We start from the raw sequence: 23,874 nt of genomic DNA, 5'->3' as shown, positions 1-23,874 counted from the left end.
TGGATTTCGCGTTGTTGTTTGGCACCAACTGTGCCGAGCCTGATAGCTCATCAGGCAATTGTACCAGTGTGTCAGGATTTTCGGGGGGTGCGTGTTGTTGCAGCAATAGCGGGTGTTGCCTGATCTTTATCAGTTGGAGCAGGTGCAGGGCAGGACCTGGTGGTGTCGAGGGCCTGGTGAGTTGTTTGAATGGCAGCATCAGGTGACAGCGAGGGTACGAGTGGTTTTTCCTGTTGCTGTGCAGTTGCGGCCAATGCGGTGCGTATTCTTGCCGTTGCTGCGGCAGTTGCTTTTTTGTCTTCTTCTGTTCGTGCGATTATCGCTTCACTGGCCATGCGCTCGACAGCTTCGCGCCGTAAGGCCTCTTCACACGCTTTTTCCTCCAGTTCTGCGCGTTTGCTGATAATGGCCAGTGTGGCAGATTCGGCTCTGGCTTTTGCTGCTGCTGCTTCAGCGGCTTTGTTTTCGGCCTCGAGTCGTGCTTTGGTCTTGTTTGCAGCGTCTATTTTTGCCTGTGCCCGAATAACAGCGAGTTCGGTGATTTTCTGTTCGGTTTCCAGCCGTTCGGCTGCGGCGCGTTTGGCATCAGCCATAACCCGGGCGCGCAATTGCGCATCTGCGAGCAAGCGCTGGTCAGTCTCGGCTTTGGCGTTGGCGTCTTCGGCAGCCAGAAGGTCAGCTTGGAGTCTGGCTGCTGCAATTTCTTTTGCTTGACGATCGGCCTCGGCTTTTTTTTCGGCTGCATCTCTGGTCTCGATATCTGTCTGTTTACGTGCCTGTGCTGCCGCGGCGGCTTGCTGGCATGCTTCTTGTCGAGCCTGTGCCGCCTGTGCCGCTTCTATTTCCTCGATTTTTTTCTGTTCTTCGGCTGTGCGTGCATCGCGCTCGGCATTCAGTTTGATTTCGGCCGCGGCTTTTGCCTCAAGCTCAGCTTGCAAGCGCTTGTTTTTTTCTTCCAGCGTCTGGGTTTCTATAGCAATACGTGCCTGCATGGCTTCCGCAGCAGCTGATTCTTTTTGCAGTATAGATTCCGAAATTTTCGCAGCAGCTGCTTCTGCTTCTTTTCTCTCACGCGCTGCCTGTGCTGCTTGTGCATCCTTTTGCGCACGTTGCTGTGCAGCCTCGGCGGCCAGCGTTTCCTCTTTTGCTTTTTCTTCCGCGGTCTGTGTTGCTTCAGATTCGGCCTGCAACCTTGCCTGCGCTGCCTGGCGGGCGCTTGTTTCTGCCTCCAGACGTTTTGAGATTTGCTGCTGGATTTCTGCTTCCAGGCGTGTTCGCTGCTGGATTTCCTCAAGTTCCTGTTGCTCGGCTTCGGCGTTTGCCTGAGCCAAAGCCAGCTGCTTTTCATTTTCGCAGATTTTCGCCGCTGCGATTTCCCTGGCCCGGCTCTCGGCCTCAATCACGTCCTGCGCAGTCTGGCGGGCTGTTTCAGCTTTTTCTGCGCTGTCCTTGGCGGTTTCCGCCGCTTTTTTTTCTGCGTTTAATTTCGCGTCCGATTTGTCGAGCGCGGCTGCTTCCTGACTGACACGTTCCCGGGCTTCTTCTACTATGGCAGACTCCGTTTTGAGCCTGGTATGCAGGATTACGGCCAGTTCTTTCTCGGCTTTGATCTTTTCTTCTGCAAGCTGCTGCGCCTGGATTTCCTTTTGCCTGTTTGCTCTGGCTTCGTTCAGTGCCGATGTTTCCGCCTGCGCGCGCTTCCTGGCTTCTTCGGTGGCCAGCATTTCAGCCTTTAACCGTTCTTCGGCGGCAATCCTGGCTTTGGCCTCGGCCCTCGCCCTGGCTTCAGCGGCAACTCTCGCCTTTGTCTCTACTTCCAGTCTTTTTTGCGCTTCTTTAATAGCCTGATCTTCTGTTCTCAGTCGCTCGCGATGTTCATGCCTGATTTGCTGCTCTATATCGGCGAGTGTCATATCGTCATTTGACGCAGAGTGATACGATTCTGGCGTGCCGGATTGCCGAGGTGAGTATGCCGGAGGATCAAGAAAATAAATATCGTCGTCTGCAGCGTCCGTTTCTACCGTGCCAGAAGATTCATCCACAGGTGATTTTTTTCGCAAGGATTCAATTAATCGAAATTTGAATGTCATGTCTCGGGGTACCAGATAATACAGCGCAACCCTTGTTAAGTAATCGGTTGAGGCACTAGGGGCTGAAAGCTGATTACAAACAACCGGTTCATTTTAGTCTGTTCTATAAGCAAAATAGTTAATAGGAACAGTGTATCATTTATATTTGTTTTGACTATTCGGATAAAAGACCAAATAAGGGTTATTTCTTGTCTGAAGGGTAGTTAGTGGACAAACATGAATCAGCCGATCAGCTTTTCGTATGATCGCCATGACTGAATTCATGGTAGTGCGATGTTGGGCAGATTGACCAGATTCGACATGAATTCGAAACCGTTATGAATCAGATTTTCCAGTATCGGTGCATAAAAAATAATACTTAACGCGAGCATCAGGAAACCGATTGCCAGCGTAATCGGAAAACCAACGGCAAAAATATTCAGTTGAGGCGCTGCACGCGTCAGGATACCAAGCGCAAGATTGGTAATCAGCAAGGCTGTCAGTACCGGCAGGGCAAGCTGAAGACCTGACTTGAAAATCTCGCCGCCCCATTCCGCCAGCAGACTGAGTGACAGCGTAGTGATACCATCTGTGCCAATTGGCAGCGTGTTAAAGCTTTGAGCGATGAGGGCAATCATAAGCAAGTGTCCATCAATCGCCAGAAATGCCAGGCTTGCTATAATTCCAAGAAATCGACCGATCAGGGCGACTTGTCCTGAACTCTGCGGATCAAAAAATATGGCAAAAGCAAGCCCCATTTGCAAACCGATTATTTCTCCGGCCATTTCAACGGCAACGAAAACGATTCGCATGGCAAGCCCTATTGCTGTGCCAATAATCATTTGCTGAACCAGAATTAATAACCCTGTACCCGAAAAAGGGTCTACTGAAGGGACAGGTTGTTCGATCGTTGGAGCGACCAGTATGGTAATCAGTGCGGCCAGTCCGATTTTTACTCTGACAGGCACGCTGGGATTGCCAAGGATTGGTGCACTGGCAATCAATGCCAGAATGCGGAACAACGGCCATATGAGTGCCGCCATGACTGCACTCAATTCAGTACTGGTGATGCTGATCATGTTTCAGCTTTTATGTGATTCCTGAGAGACAGCGATCGATTAACTGACTGCGAGCCAGGGAATACCGGTGAATAAGCGGTGCATATAGTCGGTCATGATGCTGAGCATCCACGGGCCGGCAATTGACATGACCAAAAACATGACTAGCAGCTTTGGTATGAAAGACAATGTCATCTCATTAATTTGTGTCGCGGCCTGAAAAATACTGACAATCAGGCCCGTAACCAGAGCGGTCAGCAGCAATGGCGCGGAAATCATAAAAGTGATTTCGAGTGCCTGCCGGCCGATGGTCATTACATTTTCTGGAGTCATGGTTTTCCTTTATCTTTTTCTGTCAGGTAAAAAAACTCTGTGTCAGCGATCCAATCAGTAAATGCCAGCCGTCCACCAGAACAAACAGCATCAGCTTGAATGGCAGAGAGATAATCATCGGCGACAGCATCATCATACCCATTGACATCAACACGCTGGCTACCACCATATCAATGATAAGAAATGGAATAAAAATAATGAAACCGATCTGGAATGCGGTTTTTAGCTCGCTGGTGATATAGGCCGGTACCAGTATCTTGAATGGCACCTGGTCCGGAGACTCGATGTCATCGTGTCCGGTAATCTGCACAAACAGTGCCAGATCGCTCTCCCGGGTCTGGTGCAGCATAAACGTACGCAGCGGGCCGCCGGCAATGTCGGCGGCTTCCATGATGTCGATTTTGTCTTCCGAGAAAGGCAGATACGCTTCGTTGTAAACACGATCGATGACAGGCGACATAATGAAGAAAGTCAGGAACAAGGCAATGCCTATCAATACCTGGTTGGGCGGTGAAGACTGTGTGCCCAGTGCCATGCGCAGCAATGACAGGACGATAATAATACGTGTAAAACTGGACATCATCAGCACGACCGCCGGAATAAACGTCAGTGAGGTGAGCAGTATCAGTGCTTGCAGACTGAGGGTGTAGGTGGCCCCGCCATCGGCTGCAGGTGTGCTGGTGAATGCGGGAAAACCCGCTTGCTGTGCCATTGCCGGCATGGCAACGCATCCCGAGAGCAGGCAGGCTAGCTTGAAAATATTGTGCAGGTTAGGTCGCATCTGGATTCATATACCTGAGTGATTAAACTGAAAGTCAGCCACAGTCCCTGGTTTGCGAGTCTGCCTGGCTGATACGGTTGTCCAAAACTTTTGAAAATTGCTCGCCTGATTTCCCGGACGCCTGTTCGGTTGCTTGTGGAGGTGATGCCGCCATGCGGTGCAGTGTATTGATATGACCGGGGGCCACACCGAGTACCAGCCGGGTATCTCCGACTTCTACAATCACCACGCGTTCGCGCTGGCCGATACTCGCTGCAGCGACAACTTTTATGTGTCCTGTCGCCGCGGTCCGGACATTGCCAAAGCGCTTGAGCAACCATGCTGCGACAACAATGACTGCCAATACCAAAAGCAGACCGGTAATCATCTTCGTTATACTTTCAGCAGCAATAACCGATTCAGGATGTGACGGAACTTTAGTTTCCGCCTCGGCAAATGCCGCCAGCGGGCAGGTAAGTACTAGAAACAGGCAGAAATGCTTTAACATGACAGAAAAACCGGTTATCGATTGAGTTTGCGAATTCTTTCGCTCGGTGTGATGATATCGGTGAGCCGGATACCAAATTTGTCGTTTACGACTACAACTTCACCCTGGGCGATCAGGCAGCCATTAACCAGTACATCCATCGGTTCTCCTGCGAGTCCGTCAAGTTCAACAACCGAACCCTGGGCCAGTTGCAGTAAATTCTTAATGGCGATTTTGGTGCGGCCGAGTTCCACCGTCAGTTGTACCGGAATATCCAGAATCAGATCGATGTCATTAGACGAATTGCTCAATACGCCGTCGTTGCTGAATTCCTTGAAAATTGAGTTGTTGGTGTTTTTTGGTTCCCGGAAAGCAGTGGTTTGACTGTCAGAGTCTGCAGATTGATTTCTGTCCAGTTTTGTGTCGGCTTCAGGTGCCGATCCATGATTGGACGTTGCTCCGACGCTGTCGGCGCCCGCATTCTGTGTTGCTGCCTCCTGCTCAGCCATGGCTTCTGCCCAGCTGTCCATTTCGTTTTGTTGTGTCGATGTATCTGTCATTTGATTCTCCGGTAATTTAATCGGCTTCTCTTTGCGAAATCATTGAATTGACCTTGAGTGCATACTGTCCGTTGATGATGCCATAGCGGCATTCCATCACCGGTACGTTGTCAACCTGTGCAACGACAGTTTCAGGGACATCTAGTGGAATAACGTCACCAATCTGCATGCTGAGAATCTGGTCAAATGTCATTTTGACCTGGCCCAGGTTCGCAATCAGTTCCACTTCGGCCCCTTGTATCTGCTTTGACAGCGATCTCACCCAACGTTTATCAATATCCATTTGTTCACCTTGCAATGTGCTATACAATACGTCGCGAATCGGTTCGACCATCGAGTAAGGAATGCAGACATGAAATTCGCCGCTGTTTCCGCTGATTTCGAGGTCAAATGAGACGCAGACTACGACTTCATTGGGTGTGGCTATTGATGCGAACTGCGGATTCATCTCAGAGCGGACATATTCAAAATGCACCGGGTAAACTGCTTTCCAGGATTTTTCATATTCCTCGAAAACTACATTGAGTAGCCGTCTTATCATGCGCTGTTCGGTTTCAGTGAAGTCGCGTCCCTCGACTCGCGAGTGATAGCGGCCGTCGCCACCAAACAGATTGTCGATAATCAAAAAAACCAGGTCCGGTTCAAAAACCATCAAGGCAGTGCCGCGCAGCGGTTTAATATGGACCATGTTCAGATTGGTCGGCACGACCAGATTGCGGATAAATTCACTAAATTTGATTACTCTGACAGGACCAACAGCAATGTCGACCGTCCGGCGGATGAAATTGAAAAGCCCGATACGCAGCAGGCGCGCAAAACGCTCATTAATAATTTCATATGTTGGCATGCGCCCGCGGACAATTCGTTCCTGCGTTGCAAGATCGTACGTTTTGATGCCGGAATCGTTATCTTCCTGGTTGATATCGTCCTGCTCATCCGTTGCACTTCTCAGCAGTGCATCGACTTCATCCTGTGAGAGAAAATCTTCTGCCATTTTGATTTATTGAATAACAAACGATGTGAATAAGACTTCCAGTATTTCTTCGCGAAATAGTTCAGAATCCATGGCTTTCTTGATTTCATTGGTCAATTCAAGACCCAACTGCTTTTTTCCTATCAAAGTTGAGAGATCGTTGGCGGTTTTGCTGGTTAATAACAGCAGAATGCGGTTACGTATCTCGGGCATTTGACGGTCGATTTCCAGCGCTACATCGGTAGCACGGATTTTCACAGTCAGGCCCAGTTGAAGATACTGATCTCTGCCCTCTGGCTGCAAGTTGACCGTAAAGAGGTCCAGTTCCTTGAACGCTGTGGGTATTTTCTTCGGGCGCGCAGGTTCGTATTCGTCATCCTGTTGCCCTTGCATAAAAAACCATGTGCCGCCCGCGCCTGCGCCGATAGCGATGACTGAGACAAGTATCATGATAATCAGCCCTTTTTTACTGCTGGTCTTTTCTGCTTTGGTATCAGACATTTCATTGACTCCGAAATTGATTGCTATGCATTATGAAAGATGTCAACCGGGGGTGATATGGTAAATAACAAGCAATTATTAGGGTTTTTTTAAGATACCTGCCGGCAGCCATTCTGTACTACAAGCTCTGTGCCAGTTTGCCTTCGCATGACCCGGCTGTTCGACATTCCGATCCGGGTTGCCTGAACTGATTGTTCAAGTGTGCAGGCTTTTTCTGCGTATGTCCTTTATGGCGGCTGGTTTCAAACATTATGATTTATGCTAATCTCGCAGATCGATTGGCAGGGTCTGTTGATGTTGACCGAGTCAAAGACCGGAACAGTTGCGTGGAGCCGAAAGCAGGCATTCTGGTCGGCATGATTCGCTATGTTATTGCTCGTTACCGAAGGGGATGGTGATTTGATGATGGGGGTGGTGCGGTGAAAGTGGCGGTTATTTTCAATAAACGCAAAAAAAGCACGGGCGAGGGCGTGATCAATGTTTTTGGCGCGCAGAATCAGGAAACTTATAACCCTGCAACTGTAGAACGTGTTGCGGCTGCATTGGAGCAGGGGGGGCATAATGTGCGCGTTATTGACGGCAATATTCATGTCATTGAACAGCTTCAGGAATTTATGCCGCGGGTGGTTCAAGGTGATCAACCTGGTATGGTTTTTAATATGGCGTACGGCATTCAGGGCGTGAGTCGTTACACGCATATACCTTCACTGCTGGAAATGCTTGGTATTCCCTATGTTGGGTCAAGTCCTGCCGGTCACGGTATCGCCCTGGACAAGGTGACCACCAAAGTAATGGTTCAGGCGGCGGGGCTCCCGACGGCGCCATACTGGGTGTTTAACAATGCGGATCAGATTCAGGGCGATCTGCCATTTCCTGTGATCACGAAACCCAAAATGGAAGCGGTTTCGCTTGGTATCCAGGTGATTCACGACATGAATTCGCTAAGGACAGCGATTACCGGATTGATTGACCAGTTCAAGCAGCCTGTTCTGGTTGAACAGTTTATTCCCGGCAGAGAATTTGCTGTGGGAGTACTGGGTAATCTGAATCCGGAAGTATTTCCGATTGTTGAAATCGATCTGGAAGGCGATCCCTGCGGCATCCAGAGTCTGGAGGACAAGCTGAAAAAACCCAGAAACAAGATTTGTCCGGCACAGATTGATGACAAGCTTGCAGGCGAACTGCGTCGGCTCACGTTGGAAACATTCAAGGTACTCGGAATTTTCGATTTTTGCCGTGTTGATTTTCGTATGGACCAGGACGGCAATTTGTATATTCTTGAGTTGAATTCAATGGCAAGTCTTGGTCTGACAGGCACCTATGTCAGCGCGGCAAAGTCTGCCGGTTATACGTATGAATCATTAATTAACCGCATGCTGGATGTCGCGGTTGAGCGTTATTTCGGCAAAGAATTTGAAGAAGTCACATCGGGTCTTGCGCATTCGGCGATTACGCCGAAAAAAGACCCGTTGCGAATCAGGCTCAGAAGTTATCTGCGCAGCAATATCGACACAATGGAAGATTATCTGTCCAAAATGGTGGATATTAATTCCTTTATTGAAAATACCGAGGGTGTCAATATACTGGGGCGGTGGATTTCAAGCCAGTTGTCTGGCGCCGGATTCGACAGGCAGGTGTTTTCGATGTCCGAATTCGGCAATATGCTCTATTTCTCCAATCATGCAGAAGAAAACAATGACGTGCTGATTGTTGGCAATCTCGATAATCCAGTGGATTATGAAGACTATATTCCTTTTTCCGAGGAACGCGGACGCATCTACGGAACCGGCGTGGCCCGAGGAAAAGGGGGGATCGCCGTTCTGCTGGGCGCGTTGAAAGCATTACGCTATACGCGAATGCTAAAGCGCGTAAAGATCGGCCTGCTGTTTATCACGGATGACTCAAAAGGCGGTGTGGCATCGCGCAAATTAATGCACGAATTTTCCTCCCGGTCTAATTATATACTGGGGTTGAGCGGTGCCGGTCTCGGTGGTGAGATAGTGACTGCGAGTCTTGGTGCCACCTGCTTCAATATCGAGATCAACCGCAAGCAAGGGAAGGTATCCAATCAGTTTTTTTCGGATGAGCATGATCCGATTCTATATTGTGCCCAGAAAATCAATCAGCTGAAAAAACTGAATTCCGCAGAAACCAGTGTATATGTAACCCTGACCGGATTCGAGACACGAAGCAATACCGATTTCCCGGCGTATCATGCCGCATTGTCTTTTATCTTACATTTTCAGAATCCGGAACAAAGTATCAAGCTGGACAGCCAGATAACGCGGATGTTCGATCCCAGAATGCACCCGGCCATCCGTGTTAATATTACCAAAGGGGCGCACAGAAAACCGTTTTTGCTGAACGAGAAAACGCTGCAGTTTTACGATCATATCGAGAAAATCGCCCAAATAGTCGAGGTGCGTGTCACTCAGGAAAATGCCGGCATAACATCTTTGCTGGCCAACGTTGCTCAAGGAGTCGCAGCAGTGGATGGCATGGGGCCGCGAACCGGTGGTTATGGTTCGAGAGACAAGTATATCGTCCGCGACAGCATGATCGACCGTAGTGTTTTACTGGCTTATCTGATTTATAAAATCGGAAAAAATTTCGGCTGATGGATCTGAATATTATTGAGGGGCGTTTTGCACCGTCCGATGACAACAAATGCGCCATTGCATCGGATGGTATGGTGTCAACCGCTTTTCCTCAGGCCACCCAGGCCGGCGTTGACATGCTGCGTAAAGGCGGTAACGCTATTGATGCGGCCTGCGCTGCGGCGTTTGCGCTTGGTGTTTGCGAGCCACAAGCAAGCGGACTGGGCGGCCAGTCACATGCGATATTGCATTTTCAGGGAAAAACCATTGCCTTAGACGGTTCCAGCCGCGTTCCTTCACTGGCCCATCTGGATCAGATCGTTGGAAACCATCAGTTGATCAAAGGACATCGCGCAACAACCGTGCCCAGTACACCAGCTGTACTCGGTTATTTGCATTTCCGGTACGGTTCGCTTGACTGGTCCGCAATACTGCAGCCGGCAATTCAACTGGCATCCGACGGCTATCGGATCACTCAGTTGCAGCACGATTTGCAACAACGTGAACTGAAAAGTTTTTTGAAAATACCTGGACAATCCGGTGCACAATACTTTCTCAAGGATGGTAAGCGGGCTTACGAAGTTGGTGACCTGTTCAAACAACCCGATCTGGCCAGATTGCTCGAAAAAATTGCCTGGCATGGTGTCAAGGCATTTTATACAGGATCGGTCGCTGAGCAGATAGATCAGGATATGCGCCAACATGGCGGATTTCTCAGGACAGAGGACCTGGCTCATATTCCATGGCCCGTGGAACGAAAGCCGCTGCGCAGAAATTATCGCAGTATAAAAGTATTTACCTGTCCGCCGCCCTCGGCTGGCAGAACGCTACTGCTGATGTTGCAGATTCTCAAGTATCTGCCGCCGCATTTACTGCTGGAACGCGATCCGAAATCATTTCACTTTATCGCTGAAGCATTCAGGAAAGCGCTGCTGAATCATAAAGAGCGACCATTTGATCCTAACGTTTATCCACAATTGCCGGACGACAAGAAACTGTTAAGCAGTGATTATGCCAAAAGGCTGTCTGCATCGATTTGCGACGTGATCGATGCCTCGTTGCCGTCGCAGGATATCTATCCCAGTCAATACGATACCACGCATCTGTCGGTGATGGACAATCAGGGCAACGCAATCGGCATCACCCAGTCGATAGAACTGGTGTATGGCTCTAAAACGGCGGCATCAGGCCTCGGCTTTTTGTATAACAACTATATGAGCTCGCTTGAATTTAACGATCCGTCGCATCCGTATTATCTGCGCCCGAATGCAATACCCTGGAGTTCTGTGGCGCCGATTATCTGTTTTTACAAGGATAAACTTTGGCTGGTTGCAGGTAGTCCGGGCAGTGAGCGGATATTTTCAACCATGAGCCAGTTTCTGTTTCATATCGTCGACGGCGGCATGCCGATCAGCCAGGCTATGACCTATCCCAGATTTCACTGTTCTGTTGGTGGAACGCTGAGTATCGAAGCCGACCGTTTTCCGCCGGAAGTGCTCGATTATCTGCAGTCTGCAGGTTACAAAATGGATTTGCGCGAACCTTATTCCTTTTATCTTGGCGCTGTGCATGCTGTGCTCAAATGTCAGACCAGCACGCTATTTCAGGGTGTCGCAGAGATACGCAGGGACGGCAGTGCAGCCGGTGTATCAAACCTTAATGGGTCAGTTTAATGTCATTTCCTGTTCTGATTTCCATTCCGCACGGTGGCGATCAAACGCCACCTGAACTGGCCGGGCATATCGTGATTTCCAGGCATGCCATGCTGGCTGACAGCGATATTTTCACACGTGAAATATACGGTCTCGGGGATGAGGCCGCTGTTGTGCTTGATACGCCGATAGCACGTATCTTTGTAGATTTGAATCGCGCTCCAGCCGATTTGCCGCCAGTCAATCCCGATGGCGTGATCAAGCGACTCAGCTGTCATGGCGTACAAATTTATCGTGATGCGGTATGGAACGACCAAGCACTGGTCAGCATCCTGTTGGAAAAATATTACTATCCCTACCATCAGGACATTCAGTCCGTTCTTCACAGCCGCCAGGATCTGGAATTAATGCTTGACTGTCATTCGATGGAAGCGGTCGGCCCTGTAATCGGTCCTGATCATGGTGCCGTACGCCCGGCGCTGTGTCTGGGAAGTCGGCATGGCAACAGCTGCAGTCATGCGACCGTGAGTCGGCTGGCAGCAGCGATGCGTCGTGCTTTTGGCCTCAAAGAAAACCAGGTTGTGATAGATCAGCCATTCGCAGGTGGTTATATTACCCGACAGTACGGTCATAATCCGCTGCCGTGCATTCAGATCGAAATGAACCGTGCGCTCTATCTTGAAGCCGGTTGCCGGGAAGAAGATGGAGATGTCCCGTTTAATCCCGACAAAACCACTCTCCTGCGGCAGCAATTCAGGCGTGCGCTGGAACTGTTTTTTGCTTGAAGCTGGTTGTCAACTTAAACAGTAAACGCAACCATTTCCATCACTGTTCGCGGCACTGAGTCACGCTTGGGAGCAACCGATACGAACCGACCGAAAGCCAGTGCATGTACCAGTCACCGGTTTCTGTCGGTTGTGCGAATCAGTTTGGGCATTCGTCATGCGGGATGAATCATGACCATGATCAAATGCTGATTGTCATATTCAATATCACTGAAATATAGCAGGCATGATAGTTCCCTGCCTTGTGCACCGGTTACTTTGAAACGGTGACCGATGCGTGACAGGAAGCGCAAATAGGGATTGACGCGTTCGTTTCCTTTTTCCAGAAGGTCGATTTCGGTCAGTAGCGGTATCAGGCTTGAGATATGTTTTCTTCCTGTTTTACCAATGGTAAGCCCCAGCAATTTTTCACTTTTCTCGTTGGATTCTATGACCGTGCCGTTCTCGGTTAATATCAAAGTCACAGGTGTAGTTTTATTACGCAGCTGCAGGCGGCTATCGTACAGTTCCGCTGTATTTTCCGATGTTATGTTCATTGGTTAATTTCCTTCTCGGCTGTCAGCCAGTCATCCAGTTCGTGCCCGGGCGCAAGGCCGCGTTCGAGTGCTTTGTAATAAGCGGCCTCTCTAATTTGGGATTGCAGTTCGAGGTTTTCCGCGGATTGGAGTGTGGCCGTCTTGATGCGTGCGCCGATTGTCTTGGAAGTCGCTCTGCTACGTTGCCGAGGCCCTGTTTCTGATGTTTTCATCCAGCTCTCCTGAATCTTAAAAATTAATAAAAAAAAGTAAAAACTGGATTGTTTTTGTTTTTTGCTTTACTTGCAGACAGTCTAGCAAAATGAAAATAAAAGAAAATACGTATTGACACGTAAGGGTTAACCCTTATATCGTTCAATTAAACCGGTTACACGATTACGGTTCAGGCTTGACAACGTGGCGATTTGTCGTTTGTTTATATCTTCAGGTAGTTGTTTTTTTTACGGACTGTTTATGGCAAATCATTCATTAGTCCCCAATGTTTCGCGGCACGACTGCCTTGACAAAATCAGCTTTCGGGAATTATTTGATGCTGCAGTTGAAGCCAAGTTACTGGTAGATGCAGCGGGGCATATCGTGATGGCAAACTGCGTTGCGCAGCGTGTGTTTGAATATTCACTGGATGAAATGCTTGGTCTGGAGATAGAAGCGCTTGTACCGGAACGTTACCGGGAACACCATCGGAAGTACCGTAAAATGTATCTGGCCGAACCTTATAAGCGATCGATGGGCAACTCCTGCGAACTGAAGCTTTTGAAGCATGGCGGACAGGAGATGGCGATGCGTGCAAGCCTGAGCCCTATCTACGTCGAGACAAAAATCTATATTTTGGTTACCATCAGTACGCTGGACCGGCGTGGTGAGGTGGAACAGGCATTGCAGGCAAGTGAGGAACGCTTCCGATTGATACAGCAGGCGGCGGGTGCGGGCGTATTCGATATCGATTGCGCGAATAATCGTGTTTATTGTGATAGCCGCATGTGCGAGCTATTGAATAACGGAACCGAAGAAATCATGGCGCTGGAGAAATTCTTTGCCGTGGTTCATCCTGATGATCGCGTTAAATTCCGGGCGATCTTTGATGATGTGATTGACCTGTCAACCGGTAATACCTGTCGTGGAGAGTTTCGGGTCATGCAGCCACCGGATCAAAGAGAGCGCTGGGTTGCGATATTGGGGCAGGCGCAGTTTGAAAACGGGAAGGCCAAACGCGTTGTCGGTATTGCACGTGATATTACCGAACGGAAATTGCTGGAAAAGGCGCTACAGCAGCAGCGAAGCGAAATAGAAACGCTGTTTAGTCAACAGGTTGCCATTATCACCGCATCTGCGATTGCGCATGAAATCAATTCACCCTTGACGGCCGTTGCTGCCTATAGTGATGTGGCGCATCGGGCGTTGAGTCATCGGCCGATAGAAAAAGATAAAGCACAGGAAGCGCTTGAAGGGTGCATACAACAGGCGCTGCAGGCTGGAAGAAAACTGCATGAGTTGATCGAGTTTCTACAAAAACGCGAAATTCAAACTGAAAAACTGAATTTGAATCGAATCATAGAGGATGCGCTGCTACAGTTGCACAGTGACGGATACGGGGCATTTCATCTGGCGCTGGACCTGGAGCCGGATATGCCCCTGATCACGGCAAACAAGATTCAAGTCCAGAAAGTGCTGGTGAACTTGATCAAAAATTCAGTGCAGGCGATGCGGGGTGAGGGTACTGTTCATTCAGAGATTGCTATTATTTTGAAAACATTGCCGGGCGAGAATATGGCCATCGTGACCATCAGGGATAACGGTCCCGGTATAGACGAGAAGACGATCAGCCATGTATTTGATCCCTTTTTTACCACCAAGCCCACAGGGTTTGGTGTGGGACTGTCAATCAGTCGCGCCCTGATCGAGGCCAACGGTGGGCAGCTCTGGATTGACCCCGATTTTCGGGAAGGGGCGCAGTTTCATTTCACGCTGCCTTATGCATCATGACAGACGCCTACACTGCTTTCATTATTGATGACGATGCCGCTGTTCGTCATTCGCTGATGCTGATGATCGAACAGGAAGGCATACCCGTCCGGGTTTTCGACAGCGCTGAAGCTTTTCTTGATGAATATAGCCTGCATGACAAGGGCTGCATCATTGTTGATATCCATATGCCCGGCATGGATGGTTTGCGTCTTCAGGAAATACTGCAAAACCGTCAGTGCACACTGCCGATAATTTTCCTCACGGGTTTTGGCACGATACCGCAGAGCGTAAAAGCCATGAAAGCGGGCGCCCTTGATTTTCTGACTAAACCGATTGCCCGTACCGAACTGGTCGCGGGTATTCGCTCAGCATTCTCGGAATGTGAAAAGCAAATGCGGGCGAGTAAACATAACCGTAAAGCAAAATCATTTTTTTTAAAGCTGACTGAACGCGAGAAGGAAGTCATGGCTCTGGTTGTGCAGGGGCTGGCAAACAAGGAGATAGCCGCACTTTTGAGTATCAGCCATAGAACCGTTGAAATCCATCGAAAAAATATCATGCGTAAATCAGGCGTTGCGAATCTTCTGGAATTGGTGCAGCTGGTCAATGATTCCGGCGCAGATGAATATAATCTTTCAAACGGGTAAGCAAACATTAAGGAACTGAGGGGCTAGTGTCAGCCTGGGTTGCTGAATTGCCTATGTGTACTGAATGTCATTTACCTTGAAATACTGCCGTTTCAAAATAACGATTTGTGATCACAGGCACGACGGTAACAGACAGAACAATTACTGATCGCGCAGTTCGAACGCTTGACTGGCAGCAGACTGCGCGATCAGTATTGATCAATCTTCAACAGGTTATGCGACACACACAACCGGCAGAAAATTAATCGTCGTCATCGTCGTCATCATCGTCGTCGTCATGATAATGATGGTAATGGTCGTCATCGTATCGACGATAATGTTTCAGATCGAGATTGTTCCCGAAAAAAGTGACTTCCCAGTTATCGGAATTACCACGACGGTCCATATGAACGGTCAGGTATGATCCGTTATATTCAACACACGGGATAATAAGCAGACCGTGCTGGATATCCACTGTTGAAATACACTTGTCCACAGTGACAGCTTCAACTTCGAAACAGTGCGATATATCGACCGTTACAGTATCGACATACGGATTACCCTCACTGTCCAGCGGGTGTATCGTGACAACTGCATAGTCATGTTTAATCGCTACGTCGGTCGCGGTAGCCAGCAGTCCGGTAACATCGCTGCCGGCGGGATCAAGTAATGGCGGTGCCGCACATTGATTCAGTGCACCGGTATGCAGATCTTTGACGGTCAAGCCGCGATCGGCAATGAAGATGAGATCGCGTTTGATGACCACTTGCTCGGCCCATGCGATATTGATGACTCCAAATACACAAATGAAGGCCAGAATTGAAAGCAACCTGATTTTTAAATAATTCATTGCATGACTCCTGTTAATCCTGTTAATTGAATATCTCTGTTATCTCTGTTTGTTGCAACGCTGGTTTAGATGATGAAAAAATCCCGGAATTTGTTTTTATAGTCATTCGATCGTGTATTAATTTGTGTATAATTTTCCCATGGCATCAATTGTAACGGAGTCGGGCCGTACTTGCATTAATTTTGAATATCACTATTCGGTAGCGCATCGGCCGGATACAAAAATATTATTTTTACACTTGGCAAGTCCAGAATTAATCAATACCCTAGTTCGTGTTAGTTCGTGTGCCTGACCGCTTCTGAAACACCTGGGCGTTTTTTCAGGGCAGCTGAACGTGATGAACAATTGGCAAATATGAATGAATGTGAGGGCAATGATACGATGAAAACGCAAACGATCGATTATCATGACGGCGATACTCTGCTTGAAGGTTATCTTGCTGACAATGCTGAAACGGGTGCACCGAAACCGGCCGTACTTGTGGCGCATGACTGGAGCGGACGGCGCGAATTTGCCTGCAATGCCGCCGAAAAAGTAGCCGAGATGGGTTATGTCGGCTTTGCCTTGGATATGTATGGAAAGGGTGTATATGGCAAGGATGGAGATATTGAAGGTAATGGCGCGTTGATGAGCCCCTTTGCCAGCGACCGGGCATTGCTCAGACGTCGAATCAATGCGGCCTTACAGGCTGTGCGGAATTTGCCGCAGGTCGATAGTTCACGAGTGGCGGCCATGGGGTATTGTTTTGGGGGTATGTGCGTACTGGAACTTGCGCGATCAGGCGCCGATGTCAAAGGTGTCATCAGCATTCATGGCATCTTCGCGCCCGGGAATGTGGTGAATGAGAGGATTACCGCCAAGGTCCTGTGCCTGCACGGTCATGACGACCCAATGGTGCCGCCCGAACAGGTGCTGGATTTTGAACGGGAAATGACTGATGCCAGTGTTGACTGGCAGGTGCATGTGTATGGCGGCACTATGCATGCATTCACCAATCCTGTGGCGAACAATCCGGATTTCGGTACAGTCTATAACGAAACAGCTGCGATTCGCGCTTATCAATCAATTACTCAATTTTTACATGAAATTTTTTGAAACCCGGTATTCAAAGTTTGCAGATCTATCTAAATGACCAATGTGTATCCGGTAATTATTCGATAGTTAATTTTCTGAACCTAATTCATGTAACTTATATTGATGAGGTGCTGAGCATGAATACCTATTAATTTTTCATAATATCAGGTGACTATGTGACTGAACATTCTTCAGAGCCGAATATTCAGAGTGCTGAGAAAGAGCCTTCTCTGTTGGACAAACTGGCCTCATTAACGACGATACGGAATATCGAGCAGTTTGAGTTCAGCCTGTTGAAAACGATGGCCGAGCTATTGGAAATCAAAGAGATTTCAATGTATAAAGTGAGGGGGGCGAGTTCAAAATGCACTTTGATGGTTTATTCATCGGCAGTCAGTGCAGAAGAAGATCCTGAAACAAACTCAAGCCGACCCCACGAAAACTACACAAGTGAAATCATCCTGCCACCTGATATTGAATCCGCATTTAAACGGATAAATACGACTGGTGAACCGTATATCAGTGATAAGCAGAACCAGCAATACTCGATTGTATATCCTGTGTTTGAGGACAACAAGGTTGACAGCCTGTTATCCTTTGAGCTTTCACATGCCTTGATTGAAAAAGAAATTCAGATTTTAGCCAATCTACTCGGTATCGCACACAATTTTCGTAGTCTTCTGGATGAGAATCAGAGAGACAAGTTAACAGGTTTGCTGAACCGGCACACCTTTGAGGAAAGCATTCTTAAAATTCAATCATTGTCACTTAATGCCGGGCATAACTGCGGCCAGCTATGGAACAGTGAAAACAGAAGGAAGACCCTTGATGGCTTGGGTTATTGTCTTGCCATTATGGATATTGATGATTTCAAGCAGATCAATGATCATTTCGGGCATATTATCGGTGACGAAGTGCTGCTGTTAATATCGTACATCATGAAACAGAATTTTCGCACCAGGGATTTATTGTTTCGTTTCGGTGGAGAAGAGTTTGTTGTGATCTGCCGCGTTGAAAACGAACAGAACGCGCATACAGTGCTCGACCGTTTTCGAAGAGTTACTGCCGACTACCGCTTCCCGAAAGTCAGAACGGTTACGGTCAGTGTTGGCGCTACAATGATTAAAAAGAATAATCTGTTTGCGACCACAATAATAGGCAGAGCGGACAAAGCGCTATACTTTGCAAAAAAGAATGGCAAAAACCAGATTCATTTTTACGAGGATCTTATCAGACGCGGATACCTGGTAGAACACGAGAAGGCTGGAACTATCGACTTCTTCTAACCTGATGATCCCTTCTATGTCTTTGCAGCCATTTTCCAATGGAGCTGTTCATCCGCGCAAAGCGGAATCAGTGTATCGGAAACAAACGGTATTTTTCCAGGGACCTGCCAGTCGGTTTTTTGGAGCGTAATTGACGATGTGTTACGCGGCAATTGATAAAAATCCGCGCCGTGGAAACTCGCAAACGCTTCCAGTTTGTCCAGTGCGCCAGCCTGATCAAACACTTCCGCGTAGAGTTCGATCGCAGCGTGCGCGGTAAAAATTCCCGCGCATCCGCAATTGTTTTCTTTCAACAAGCGCGTGTGCGGAGCACTGTCGGTACCCAGAAAAAACTTTTTACATCCCCCCGTTGCCGCTCTGATCAGGGCCTGTCGATGGTTCTCACGTTTTAATATCGGCAGGCAGTAATAATGTGGACGCACACCGCCACGGAAAATCTCGTTGCGATTATAGCGCAGATGGTGTGCGGTTATCGTGGCGGCAATATTGTCGGGGGCAGCAGATATGAATGCAACGGCATCCTGGGTTGTGATGTGCTCCAGAACAATACGAAGCCCGGGAAACTGGTGTATTAGCGGTGACAGTATGCAGTCAATGAAAACTTTTTCTCTGTCAAAGATATCAATTTCAGGATCGGTTACCTCACCATGAATCAAGAGAGGCAGGTTATTTTTCTCCATTGCTTCCAGCGTGGCGTAACAGCGTGTAATGTCAGTGACTCCTGCGTCGGAATGGGTTGTGGCGCCGGCGGGATAAAGCTTGATTCCATGAATAAAACCGCTGTCTTTTGCGCGTGTAATTTCTTCGGGACTGGTATTGTCGGTCAGATAGAGCGTCATCAGCGGTTCGAAAGTCTTTTTTTGTTCATCAGTCAGCGCTGCCAGAATCCGTTGCCGATAAGCCAATGCCAGCTCGGTCGTCACAACCGGCGGCTTCAGATTGGGCATAATAATGGCACGCCCGAATTGCCTAGCGGAAAAAGGAAGTATCGCCTGCATTTGCGTTCCGTCTCGCAGATGCAGATGAAAATCATCGGGTCGGGTGATAGTCAGTGTATGGAGCATATCTGGTAAATGGTTTCAGTGTGTTATCAAAGTGGCCATAGTATACAAAGTGTATTTTTTCTGTTGGCGGATCAGTTTTTTTGTGACAATGCGAGCTGATAGAGCGCATTCCTGTTTTCTCCAGAAATTTCTGCAGTCAGTTTGACCGCCTGTTTCAGTGGCAGCTCGTTCAGCAGCACACTGAGCGTATGTTGGGCATGTTCACTGATGCTGGATTTTTTCTCGATTTGCGTGCCGTGCACCAGCAGAACAAACTCTCCTTTTTGGTGGTGACAGTCTGCGTCGATCCATATGGTTGCCTCTTCGAGTGTACATGCATGAATTGTTTCAAACAATTTTGTCAATTCACGAGCGATGACCAGCTTGCGCTGAGGACCAAAAATGATAACCATGTCTGCGAGACATTCGACGATTCGATGCGGCGCTTCATAAAAAATCAGTGTATAGGGAAATGTAGCAATTTCGGCTAATGCACGTCGGCGCAGGCCGGGTTTTGCCGGCAGAAATCCATAAAACAGAAAGTGCGGATATGCTATACCCGCGGCAGACAGCGCGCAGACGGCCGCATTGGGCCCAGGTATCGGAATAACTGCAAAACTATGCTCAAGAACACGTTGCACCAGCAGAGCGCCTGGGTCCGAGATTGACGGCGTGCCCGCATCAGAGAGCAATGCAACAGATTTTCCTGACGTCAAAAAAGTGATGATTCTGTCAGCGGCGTTTTTTTCATTGTGCTGGTGCAGTGCAATCAGTTGGGTTTTTTTTACGGCGATTCCATGATGTGACAACAGGTGCATGGAGTTTTGAACATGTTCAGCAGCGATAACATCAACATGACCCAGCATCTGTATTGCGCGCAGGCTGATGTCGTTTAGGTTTCCTATTGGCGTTGCTACCACATATAATGCACTTTTGACTGACATATTTGAATACAATGCGACGTTTTATCATCGTTCGTTTCTGTCTTGTTGTCTGGCTGACATGCGTGACACTATACGGCAGCCAGCTTGTTTTTGCTACTCACCCGGATGGGTATTTTCCAGAAGCTGCCGCGCCAAGGCCCATGTCGGAGCTGACAGTTGTACCGCATGTTGCGCTGCTATTGCCATTGCAATCGCGGTCATTCGGTCCGGCGGCGGAAATGGTTAAACAGGGCTTTGCTATCGCGGCTGAACGCGAAGCGGCGCTGCCACTGATAGTGCGCATATATTCGACGACGGAAGATCCGCTGGATATTCTGATAACCTATCATCAGGCGCTGGATGCCGGCGCAGTATTCATCGTCGGCCCGCTTACCCGCAATGGCGTTACCGCGCTGGCATCCAGTCATGTGGTCATGGTACCCACACTGGCGTTGAATGCAACGGACCAGGACATGATGCTGCCACCGAACTTGTTCCTGTTTGGTCTGCAGTCGGAATCCGAGGCTGCACATATAGCCGAAATGGCGCTGTCTACTGAAAAAAACCATGCCATTATTATCAAGGACAGAAGCGGCCTGTCGCAGCGTTTGCAACAGGCGTTCGCCGATCGCTGGCTTGCAGAATACGGTAATACGGTGGAGTCGATTGACTATGATGATCATCAGGGTTTTTTTTCACAACTGAGACAATATACGGGTGGTGAACAGAACCTTGTTTTTCTGACACTGGATGCTGACGAAGTGCGCCGCGTCAGGCCGTATCTCGATCCGCAAACACCGGTGTTTGCAACTTCACAGGTTTTTTTCACAAATCAGGACCCATTGTTCAATCATGATCTGAACGGCGTTCGATTTATGGATATGCCCTGGTTGTTGCAGCCCGATCACCCTGCCGTTATGGCGTACCGGGATTCAGACAATACCAGAGACGAGGATAAAGAGCGTCTTTTTGCACTGGGTATTGATGCATTTCGTTTAATGCGTCATATGCTGCAAACGCATTCGCCGTACAGCATCGCATTTGATGGCGTTACCGGCGATATCCGTTTTACCCCGCCGGCACATTTCATTCGTGAACCAGTTGCTGCCCGGTTTGATCAGGGTAAAGTCCGAATACTGGAAAAAAAGCGGTAATTACTGCAAATGAAAGGCCGTGATGCTGAACAAATGGCGGCAGACTATCTGTTGCGTCGAGGCCTTGTATTGAGAGAAAGAAACTACCGTTGTCGTTTCGGGGAGATCGACTTGATAATGTCAGATGGAGCGCGACTGGTATTTGTCGAAGTCAGGATGAGAACCAGCGAGGCTTTTGGCGGTGCTGCCGGAAGTATAACATCCACCAAAAAGAACAGGTTATTGCGCACGGCACGGCATTACCTGTCGTCCCGACTCGATGCCGAGCCTGCCTGTCGTTTCGATGTGGTACTGATTACAGGCACTCGCAATCCGGTCATAAACTGGATCGAAAATGCGTTTGGTGAATCATAGACCAAACGGCTGCGATCAGTTACAAGTGAATGCTGCGCCCGCCATCCACGGCGATTATCTGGCCTGTGATATACGGCGCATCGTCAATCAGGAACTGCACCGTTTTTGCGATGTCTTCCGGTTCGCCGGTGCGTTTTAAGAGCGTTCCCTGAATGATTTTTTCACGTTGTTCCGTATTCGACCATGTACTGTCTTCGGGCCATAATATGGGCCCGGGCGATACACCGTTTACGCGCACATCGGGTGCCATTTCCAGCGCCAGAGATTTGGTGAGTGCCTGCAACCCGCCTTTGGCGGCATTGTATATGACAAAATCTTTCAGCGGCCGCTCGGTGTGGATATCCACGATATTGATCACGCAACCGCGTTGTTCCCTGAGATGCGGTTCGGCTGCCTGTATCAGGAATAACGGTGCCATCAGGTTGCTGCCTACCAGGTCGTGCCATGCATCAGTTGTGCATGCGTGCAGTGGTGTTGCAAAGAAACTGGAAGCGTTATTGATTAATACGTCCAGCCGGCCATAGCGCGCCACGGTTTTTTCGATAAGGTCCGGCAGCAGCCCGGTATCCAGTAAGTCAGCCTGGGCCAGAGAAGCCGAATTCGTTCTTTTTTGGTCCAGCTCGTGCTGTAGCGCACGCGCTTCTTCAATCGAGCTGCGATAATGAATGACAACCGTAGCTCCGTGCGCATGGAGCCTGCGGCAAATTGCCGCGCCCACGCGTTTCGCGCCCCCGGTTACCAGAACAACTTTTCCCTGCACGGTGATCTCCCGTAAAATACATACTGATTGCTTATTGAGCGTATTATAAAACCACAGATTTTATCCAAGTGAAATTTATCATATTGAGAACAAATTAACGATGTTTGCCGATACTACATCTTCAACCCGCACAATGCCCTCGGGTTTGCCAGCATGTGATGATAACGCGCTGGCGCACAGCCGGAAACTGCAGTCGCTTATTCGTGACGCAATAGCATCAGCCGGTGGCTGGATTTCTTTTGCGCGTTATATGGAGTATGCCCTGTATCATCCCGGGCTCGGTTATTACAATGGCGGCGCAACCAAGCTGGGCGGCAGCGGCGACTTTGTTACTGCGCCTGAAATTTCATCGTTATTTGGTTACGCGCTGGCAGCACAGGTACGGCAGATTTTCGAGTGCGTAAACAAGAAAACCGGTGCAGCCGATATTCTTGAATTAGGCGCAGGCTCCGGCAAGCTGGCGGTAGATTTGCTGCAGGAGCTGGAACGGCAGAATTGCCTGCCGCGGCACTATTATATTCTCGAAGTCAGCGCAGAGTTGCGCGAGCGTCAGCAACACCTGTTGGCTGAAAAAATGCCATACTTGCAATCGCGTATTAGCTGGCTTGACCGGCTTCCCGATCAATTTTGCGGCACCATTCTGGCGAATGAAGTATTCGATGCGCTGCCGGTGCATCTTGTTAAGTGGCAGGGCCATGAAATTTACGAGCGTGGCGTGGCCTGGAATAACCATGAACAGGCGAATGAATTTGTCTGGGTTGATCAGCCTGTTGACAACAATGCACTCAAAACGGCTGCGACTGCATTGTCTGGTTTAATCAATCCTGAACTCCATAATGACATTACCTATATCAGCGAAATCAATCTGAATGCCGGCTTTTTGGTGCAAACACTGGCCAAAATTCTTCATGTGGGTGCGGCGGTGCTGATCGACTATGGGTTTGGCCGGGGCGAGTATTATCATCCGCAACGCGATCAGGGTACGCTCATGTGTCACTACCGGCATCATGCGCATGGTGATCCTTTTTTTCTGCCGGGGCTGCAGGACATCACAAGTCATGTTGATTTCAGCGCAGTGACCGAAGCCGCTGTCGAAACGGATATGACGTTGCTGGGCTACACGACACAAGCCCATTTTTTGTTGAATTGTGGCGTGACGGAAATTCTTGCCCGGACGCCTGCTGAAGATGTGCACAATTACTTGCCGTTGGCCAATCAATTGCAAAAGCTAGTCAGTCCCGCCGAAATGGGTGAACTCTTCAAGGTTATTGCGTTTGGTAAACAGATTACTGAACCGCTGATTGGTTTTTCCGGTGGAGACAGAACCCGAATGCTGTAAAGTAAATTGTATTATTTCATTCTAACCTGACAGATAATGTCAAACGGCAGTAAAAGCTGACGGTCGGATTGACTCGGATTTCGGCAGCAATCGGCCCAGACTGTGTGAAAACCCAATTGGTTATATAATTTTACTTTCCAGTTAATTGGAGTATTCCATGAGTAGGTTCATTGAGGGCGAAGCACGGAC

Annotated in this window: 25 protein-coding genes; 11 read left to right on the top strand and 14 right to left on the bottom strand. The window is 48.8% G+C overall.

Features of this window, described 5'->3' with window-relative positions:
- Positions 1-71 precede the first annotated feature (71 nt).
- From BMX44_RS12930 to fliL, 8 genes are all read right to left on the bottom strand, one after another.
- Positions 72-2,090, bottom strand: a complete 2,019-nt coding sequence (locus tag BMX44_RS12930) for a coiled-coil domain-containing protein (protein ID WP_090633739.1) — start codon at positions 2,088-2,090, stop codon at positions 72-74.
- Between the two features lie 260 nt (positions 2,091-2,350).
- Positions 2,351-3,148, bottom strand: coding sequence for a flagellar biosynthetic protein FliR (fliR, locus tag BMX44_RS12925; RefSeq protein WP_090633737.1), 798 nt, complete (start codon positions 3,146-3,148; stop codon positions 2,351-2,353).
- A gap of 39 nt (positions 3,149-3,187) precedes the next feature.
- The gene (fliQ, locus tag BMX44_RS12920; RefSeq protein ID WP_090633733.1) at positions 3,188-3,460 is read right to left on the bottom strand and encodes a flagellar biosynthesis protein FliQ; all 273 of its coding nucleotides are present in this window, start codon (positions 3,458-3,460) and stop codon (positions 3,188-3,190) included.
- 22 nt (positions 3,461-3,482) lie between these two features.
- Positions 3,483-4,241, bottom strand: a complete 759-nt coding sequence (gene fliP / locus BMX44_RS12915) for a flagellar type III secretion system pore protein FliP (RefSeq protein ID WP_090633730.1) — start codon at positions 4,239-4,241, stop codon at positions 3,483-3,485.
- Positions 4,242-4,275: 34 nt separating this feature from the next.
- Positions 4,276-4,728 carry a flagellar biosynthetic protein FliO gene (gene fliO / locus BMX44_RS12910; RefSeq protein WP_090633728.1) on the bottom strand — a complete coding sequence of 151 codons (453 nt, stop codon included), beginning with the start codon at positions 4,726-4,728 and terminating at the stop codon, positions 4,276-4,278.
- Between the two features lie 14 nt (positions 4,729-4,742).
- Complete coding sequence (fliN, locus tag BMX44_RS12905; protein ID WP_245738931.1) at positions 4,743-5,267, bottom strand: flagellar motor switch protein FliN; 525 nt, start codon at positions 5,265-5,267, stop codon at positions 4,743-4,745.
- A 16-nt stretch (positions 5,268-5,283) separates the two neighbouring features.
- Entirely contained in the window at positions 5,284-6,261 is a 978-nt protein-coding gene (gene fliM, locus BMX44_RS12900; protein ID WP_090633726.1) for a flagellar motor switch protein FliM, read from the bottom strand.
- A gap of 6 nt (positions 6,262-6,267) precedes the next feature.
- Positions 6,268-6,741: a flagellar basal body-associated protein FliL gene (fliL, locus tag BMX44_RS12895; protein WP_090633724.1), complete on the bottom strand. Its 474-nt coding sequence runs from the start codon at positions 6,739-6,741 to the stop codon at positions 6,268-6,270.
- Positions 6,742-6,992: 251 nt separating this feature from the next.
- On the opposite strand from fliL, the gene BMX44_RS16895 reads away from it, so the two are divergent.
- The 4 genes from BMX44_RS16895 to BMX44_RS12880 are packed head-to-tail and all read left to right on the top strand — an operon-like array spanning position 6,993 to position 11,775.
- A complete protein-coding gene (locus BMX44_RS16895) occupies positions 6,993-7,139 on the top strand; it encodes a hypothetical protein (protein WP_177167760.1) in 147 nt (48 codons plus the stop codon).
- A 21-nt stretch (positions 7,140-7,160) separates the two neighbouring features.
- The gene (locus BMX44_RS12890) at positions 7,161-9,359 is read left to right on the top strand and encodes a M20/M25/M40 family metallo-hydrolase (protein WP_090633722.1); all 2,199 of its coding nucleotides are present in this window, start codon (positions 7,161-7,163) and stop codon (positions 9,357-9,359) included.
- Positions 9,359-11,011, top strand: coding sequence for a gamma-glutamyltransferase family protein (locus BMX44_RS12885; protein WP_090633720.1), 1,653 nt, complete (start codon positions 9,359-9,361; stop codon positions 11,009-11,011). The genes BMX44_RS12890 and BMX44_RS12885 overlap by 1 nt, the downstream gene beginning before the upstream one ends.
- Positions 11,011-11,775, top strand: a complete 765-nt coding sequence (locus tag BMX44_RS12880) for an N-formylglutamate amidohydrolase (RefSeq protein ID WP_090633718.1) — start codon at positions 11,011-11,013, stop codon at positions 11,773-11,775. Before BMX44_RS12885 ends, BMX44_RS12880 begins: the two co-directional genes overlap by 1 nt.
- A gap of 155 nt (positions 11,776-11,930) precedes the next feature.
- Here BMX44_RS12880 and BMX44_RS12875 read toward each other — a convergent pair whose 3' ends face one another.
- The gene (locus tag BMX44_RS12875; protein WP_090633716.1) at positions 11,931-12,311 is read right to left on the bottom strand and encodes a hypothetical protein; all 381 of its coding nucleotides are present in this window, start codon (positions 12,309-12,311) and stop codon (positions 11,931-11,933) included.
- Positions 12,308-12,523, bottom strand: a complete 216-nt coding sequence (locus BMX44_RS12870; RefSeq protein ID WP_090633714.1) for a DUF2934 domain-containing protein — start codon at positions 12,521-12,523, stop codon at positions 12,308-12,310. Before BMX44_RS12870 ends, BMX44_RS12875 begins: the two co-directional genes overlap by 4 nt.
- A 241-nt stretch (positions 12,524-12,764) precedes the next feature.
- Here BMX44_RS12870 and BMX44_RS12865 point away from each other — a divergent pair, with 241 nt between their 5' ends.
- Both BMX44_RS12865 and BMX44_RS12860 read left to right on the top strand, forming a co-directional pair.
- A complete protein-coding gene (locus BMX44_RS12865) occupies positions 12,765-14,294 on the top strand; it encodes a PAS domain S-box protein (protein ID WP_090633711.1) in 1,530 nt (509 codons plus the stop codon).
- The gene (locus BMX44_RS12860) at positions 14,291-14,923 is read left to right on the top strand and encodes a response regulator transcription factor (RefSeq protein ID WP_090633710.1); all 633 of its coding nucleotides are present in this window, start codon (positions 14,291-14,293) and stop codon (positions 14,921-14,923) included. Before BMX44_RS12865 ends, BMX44_RS12860 begins: the two co-directional genes overlap by 4 nt.
- A gap of 241 nt (positions 14,924-15,164) precedes the next feature.
- Here BMX44_RS12860 and BMX44_RS12855 read toward each other — a convergent pair whose 3' ends face one another.
- Complete coding sequence (locus BMX44_RS12855; protein WP_090633707.1) at positions 15,165-15,752, bottom strand: hypothetical protein; 588 nt, start codon at positions 15,750-15,752, stop codon at positions 15,165-15,167.
- A gap of 354 nt (positions 15,753-16,106) precedes the next feature.
- On the opposite strand from BMX44_RS12855, the gene BMX44_RS12850 reads away from it, so the two are divergent.
- Together BMX44_RS12850 and BMX44_RS12845 are read left to right on the top strand one after the other, a co-directional pair.
- Complete coding sequence (locus BMX44_RS12850) at positions 16,107-16,847, top strand: dienelactone hydrolase family protein (protein ID WP_245738930.1); 741 nt, start codon at positions 16,107-16,109, stop codon at positions 16,845-16,847.
- Between the two features lie 155 nt (positions 16,848-17,002).
- Positions 17,003-18,112, top strand: a complete 1,110-nt coding sequence (locus tag BMX44_RS12845) for a GGDEF domain-containing protein (RefSeq protein WP_090633705.1) — start codon at positions 17,003-17,005, stop codon at positions 18,110-18,112.
- Positions 18,113-18,126: 14 nt separating this feature from the next.
- Here BMX44_RS12845 and pyrC read toward each other — a convergent pair whose 3' ends face one another.
- On the bottom strand, positions 18,127-19,176 hold the full coding sequence (gene pyrC / locus BMX44_RS12840) for a dihydroorotase (RefSeq protein ID WP_090633702.1): 1,050 nt from the start codon (positions 19,174-19,176) through the stop codon (positions 18,127-18,129).
- A 71-nt stretch (positions 19,177-19,247) separates the two neighbouring features.
- Positions 19,248-20,099: a 16S rRNA (cytidine(1402)-2'-O)-methyltransferase gene (gene rsmI, locus BMX44_RS12835; protein ID WP_090633700.1), complete on the bottom strand. Its 852-nt coding sequence runs from the start codon at positions 20,097-20,099 to the stop codon at positions 19,248-19,250.
- A gap of 11 nt (positions 20,100-20,110) precedes the next feature.
- Here rsmI and BMX44_RS12830 point away from each other — a divergent pair, with 11 nt between their 5' ends.
- Both BMX44_RS12830 and BMX44_RS12825 read left to right on the top strand, forming a co-directional pair.
- Positions 20,111-21,232: a penicillin-binding protein activator gene (locus BMX44_RS12830; RefSeq protein ID WP_245738929.1), complete on the top strand. Its 1,122-nt coding sequence runs from the start codon at positions 20,111-20,113 to the stop codon at positions 21,230-21,232.
- Positions 21,233-21,241: 9 nt separating this feature from the next.
- The gene (locus BMX44_RS12825) at positions 21,242-21,586 is read left to right on the top strand and encodes a YraN family protein (RefSeq protein WP_090633698.1); all 345 of its coding nucleotides are present in this window, start codon (positions 21,242-21,244) and stop codon (positions 21,584-21,586) included.
- Positions 21,587-21,605: 19 nt separating this feature from the next.
- On the opposite strand, the gene BMX44_RS12820 is transcribed toward BMX44_RS12825, so the two are convergent.
- Entirely contained in the window at positions 21,606-22,346 is a 741-nt protein-coding gene (locus BMX44_RS12820) for a pteridine reductase (protein ID WP_090633696.1), read from the bottom strand.
- A gap of 100 nt (positions 22,347-22,446) precedes the next feature.
- Here BMX44_RS12820 and BMX44_RS12815 point away from each other — a divergent pair, with 100 nt between their 5' ends.
- Complete coding sequence (locus BMX44_RS12815; RefSeq protein WP_245738928.1) at positions 22,447-23,685, top strand: class I SAM-dependent methyltransferase; 1,239 nt, start codon at positions 22,447-22,449, stop codon at positions 23,683-23,685.
- The last annotated feature ends 189 nt before the right edge of the window (positions 23,686-23,874 follow it).

It is taken from the genome of Nitrosomonas marina (assembly GCF_900110145.1).
GTDB lineage: Bacteria > Pseudomonadota > Gammaproteobacteria > Burkholderiales > Nitrosomonadaceae > Nitrosomonas > Nitrosomonas marina.
Note: the sequence above shows the minus strand (reverse complement) of the source record. Positions and strands in the feature narration are given on the sequence as shown.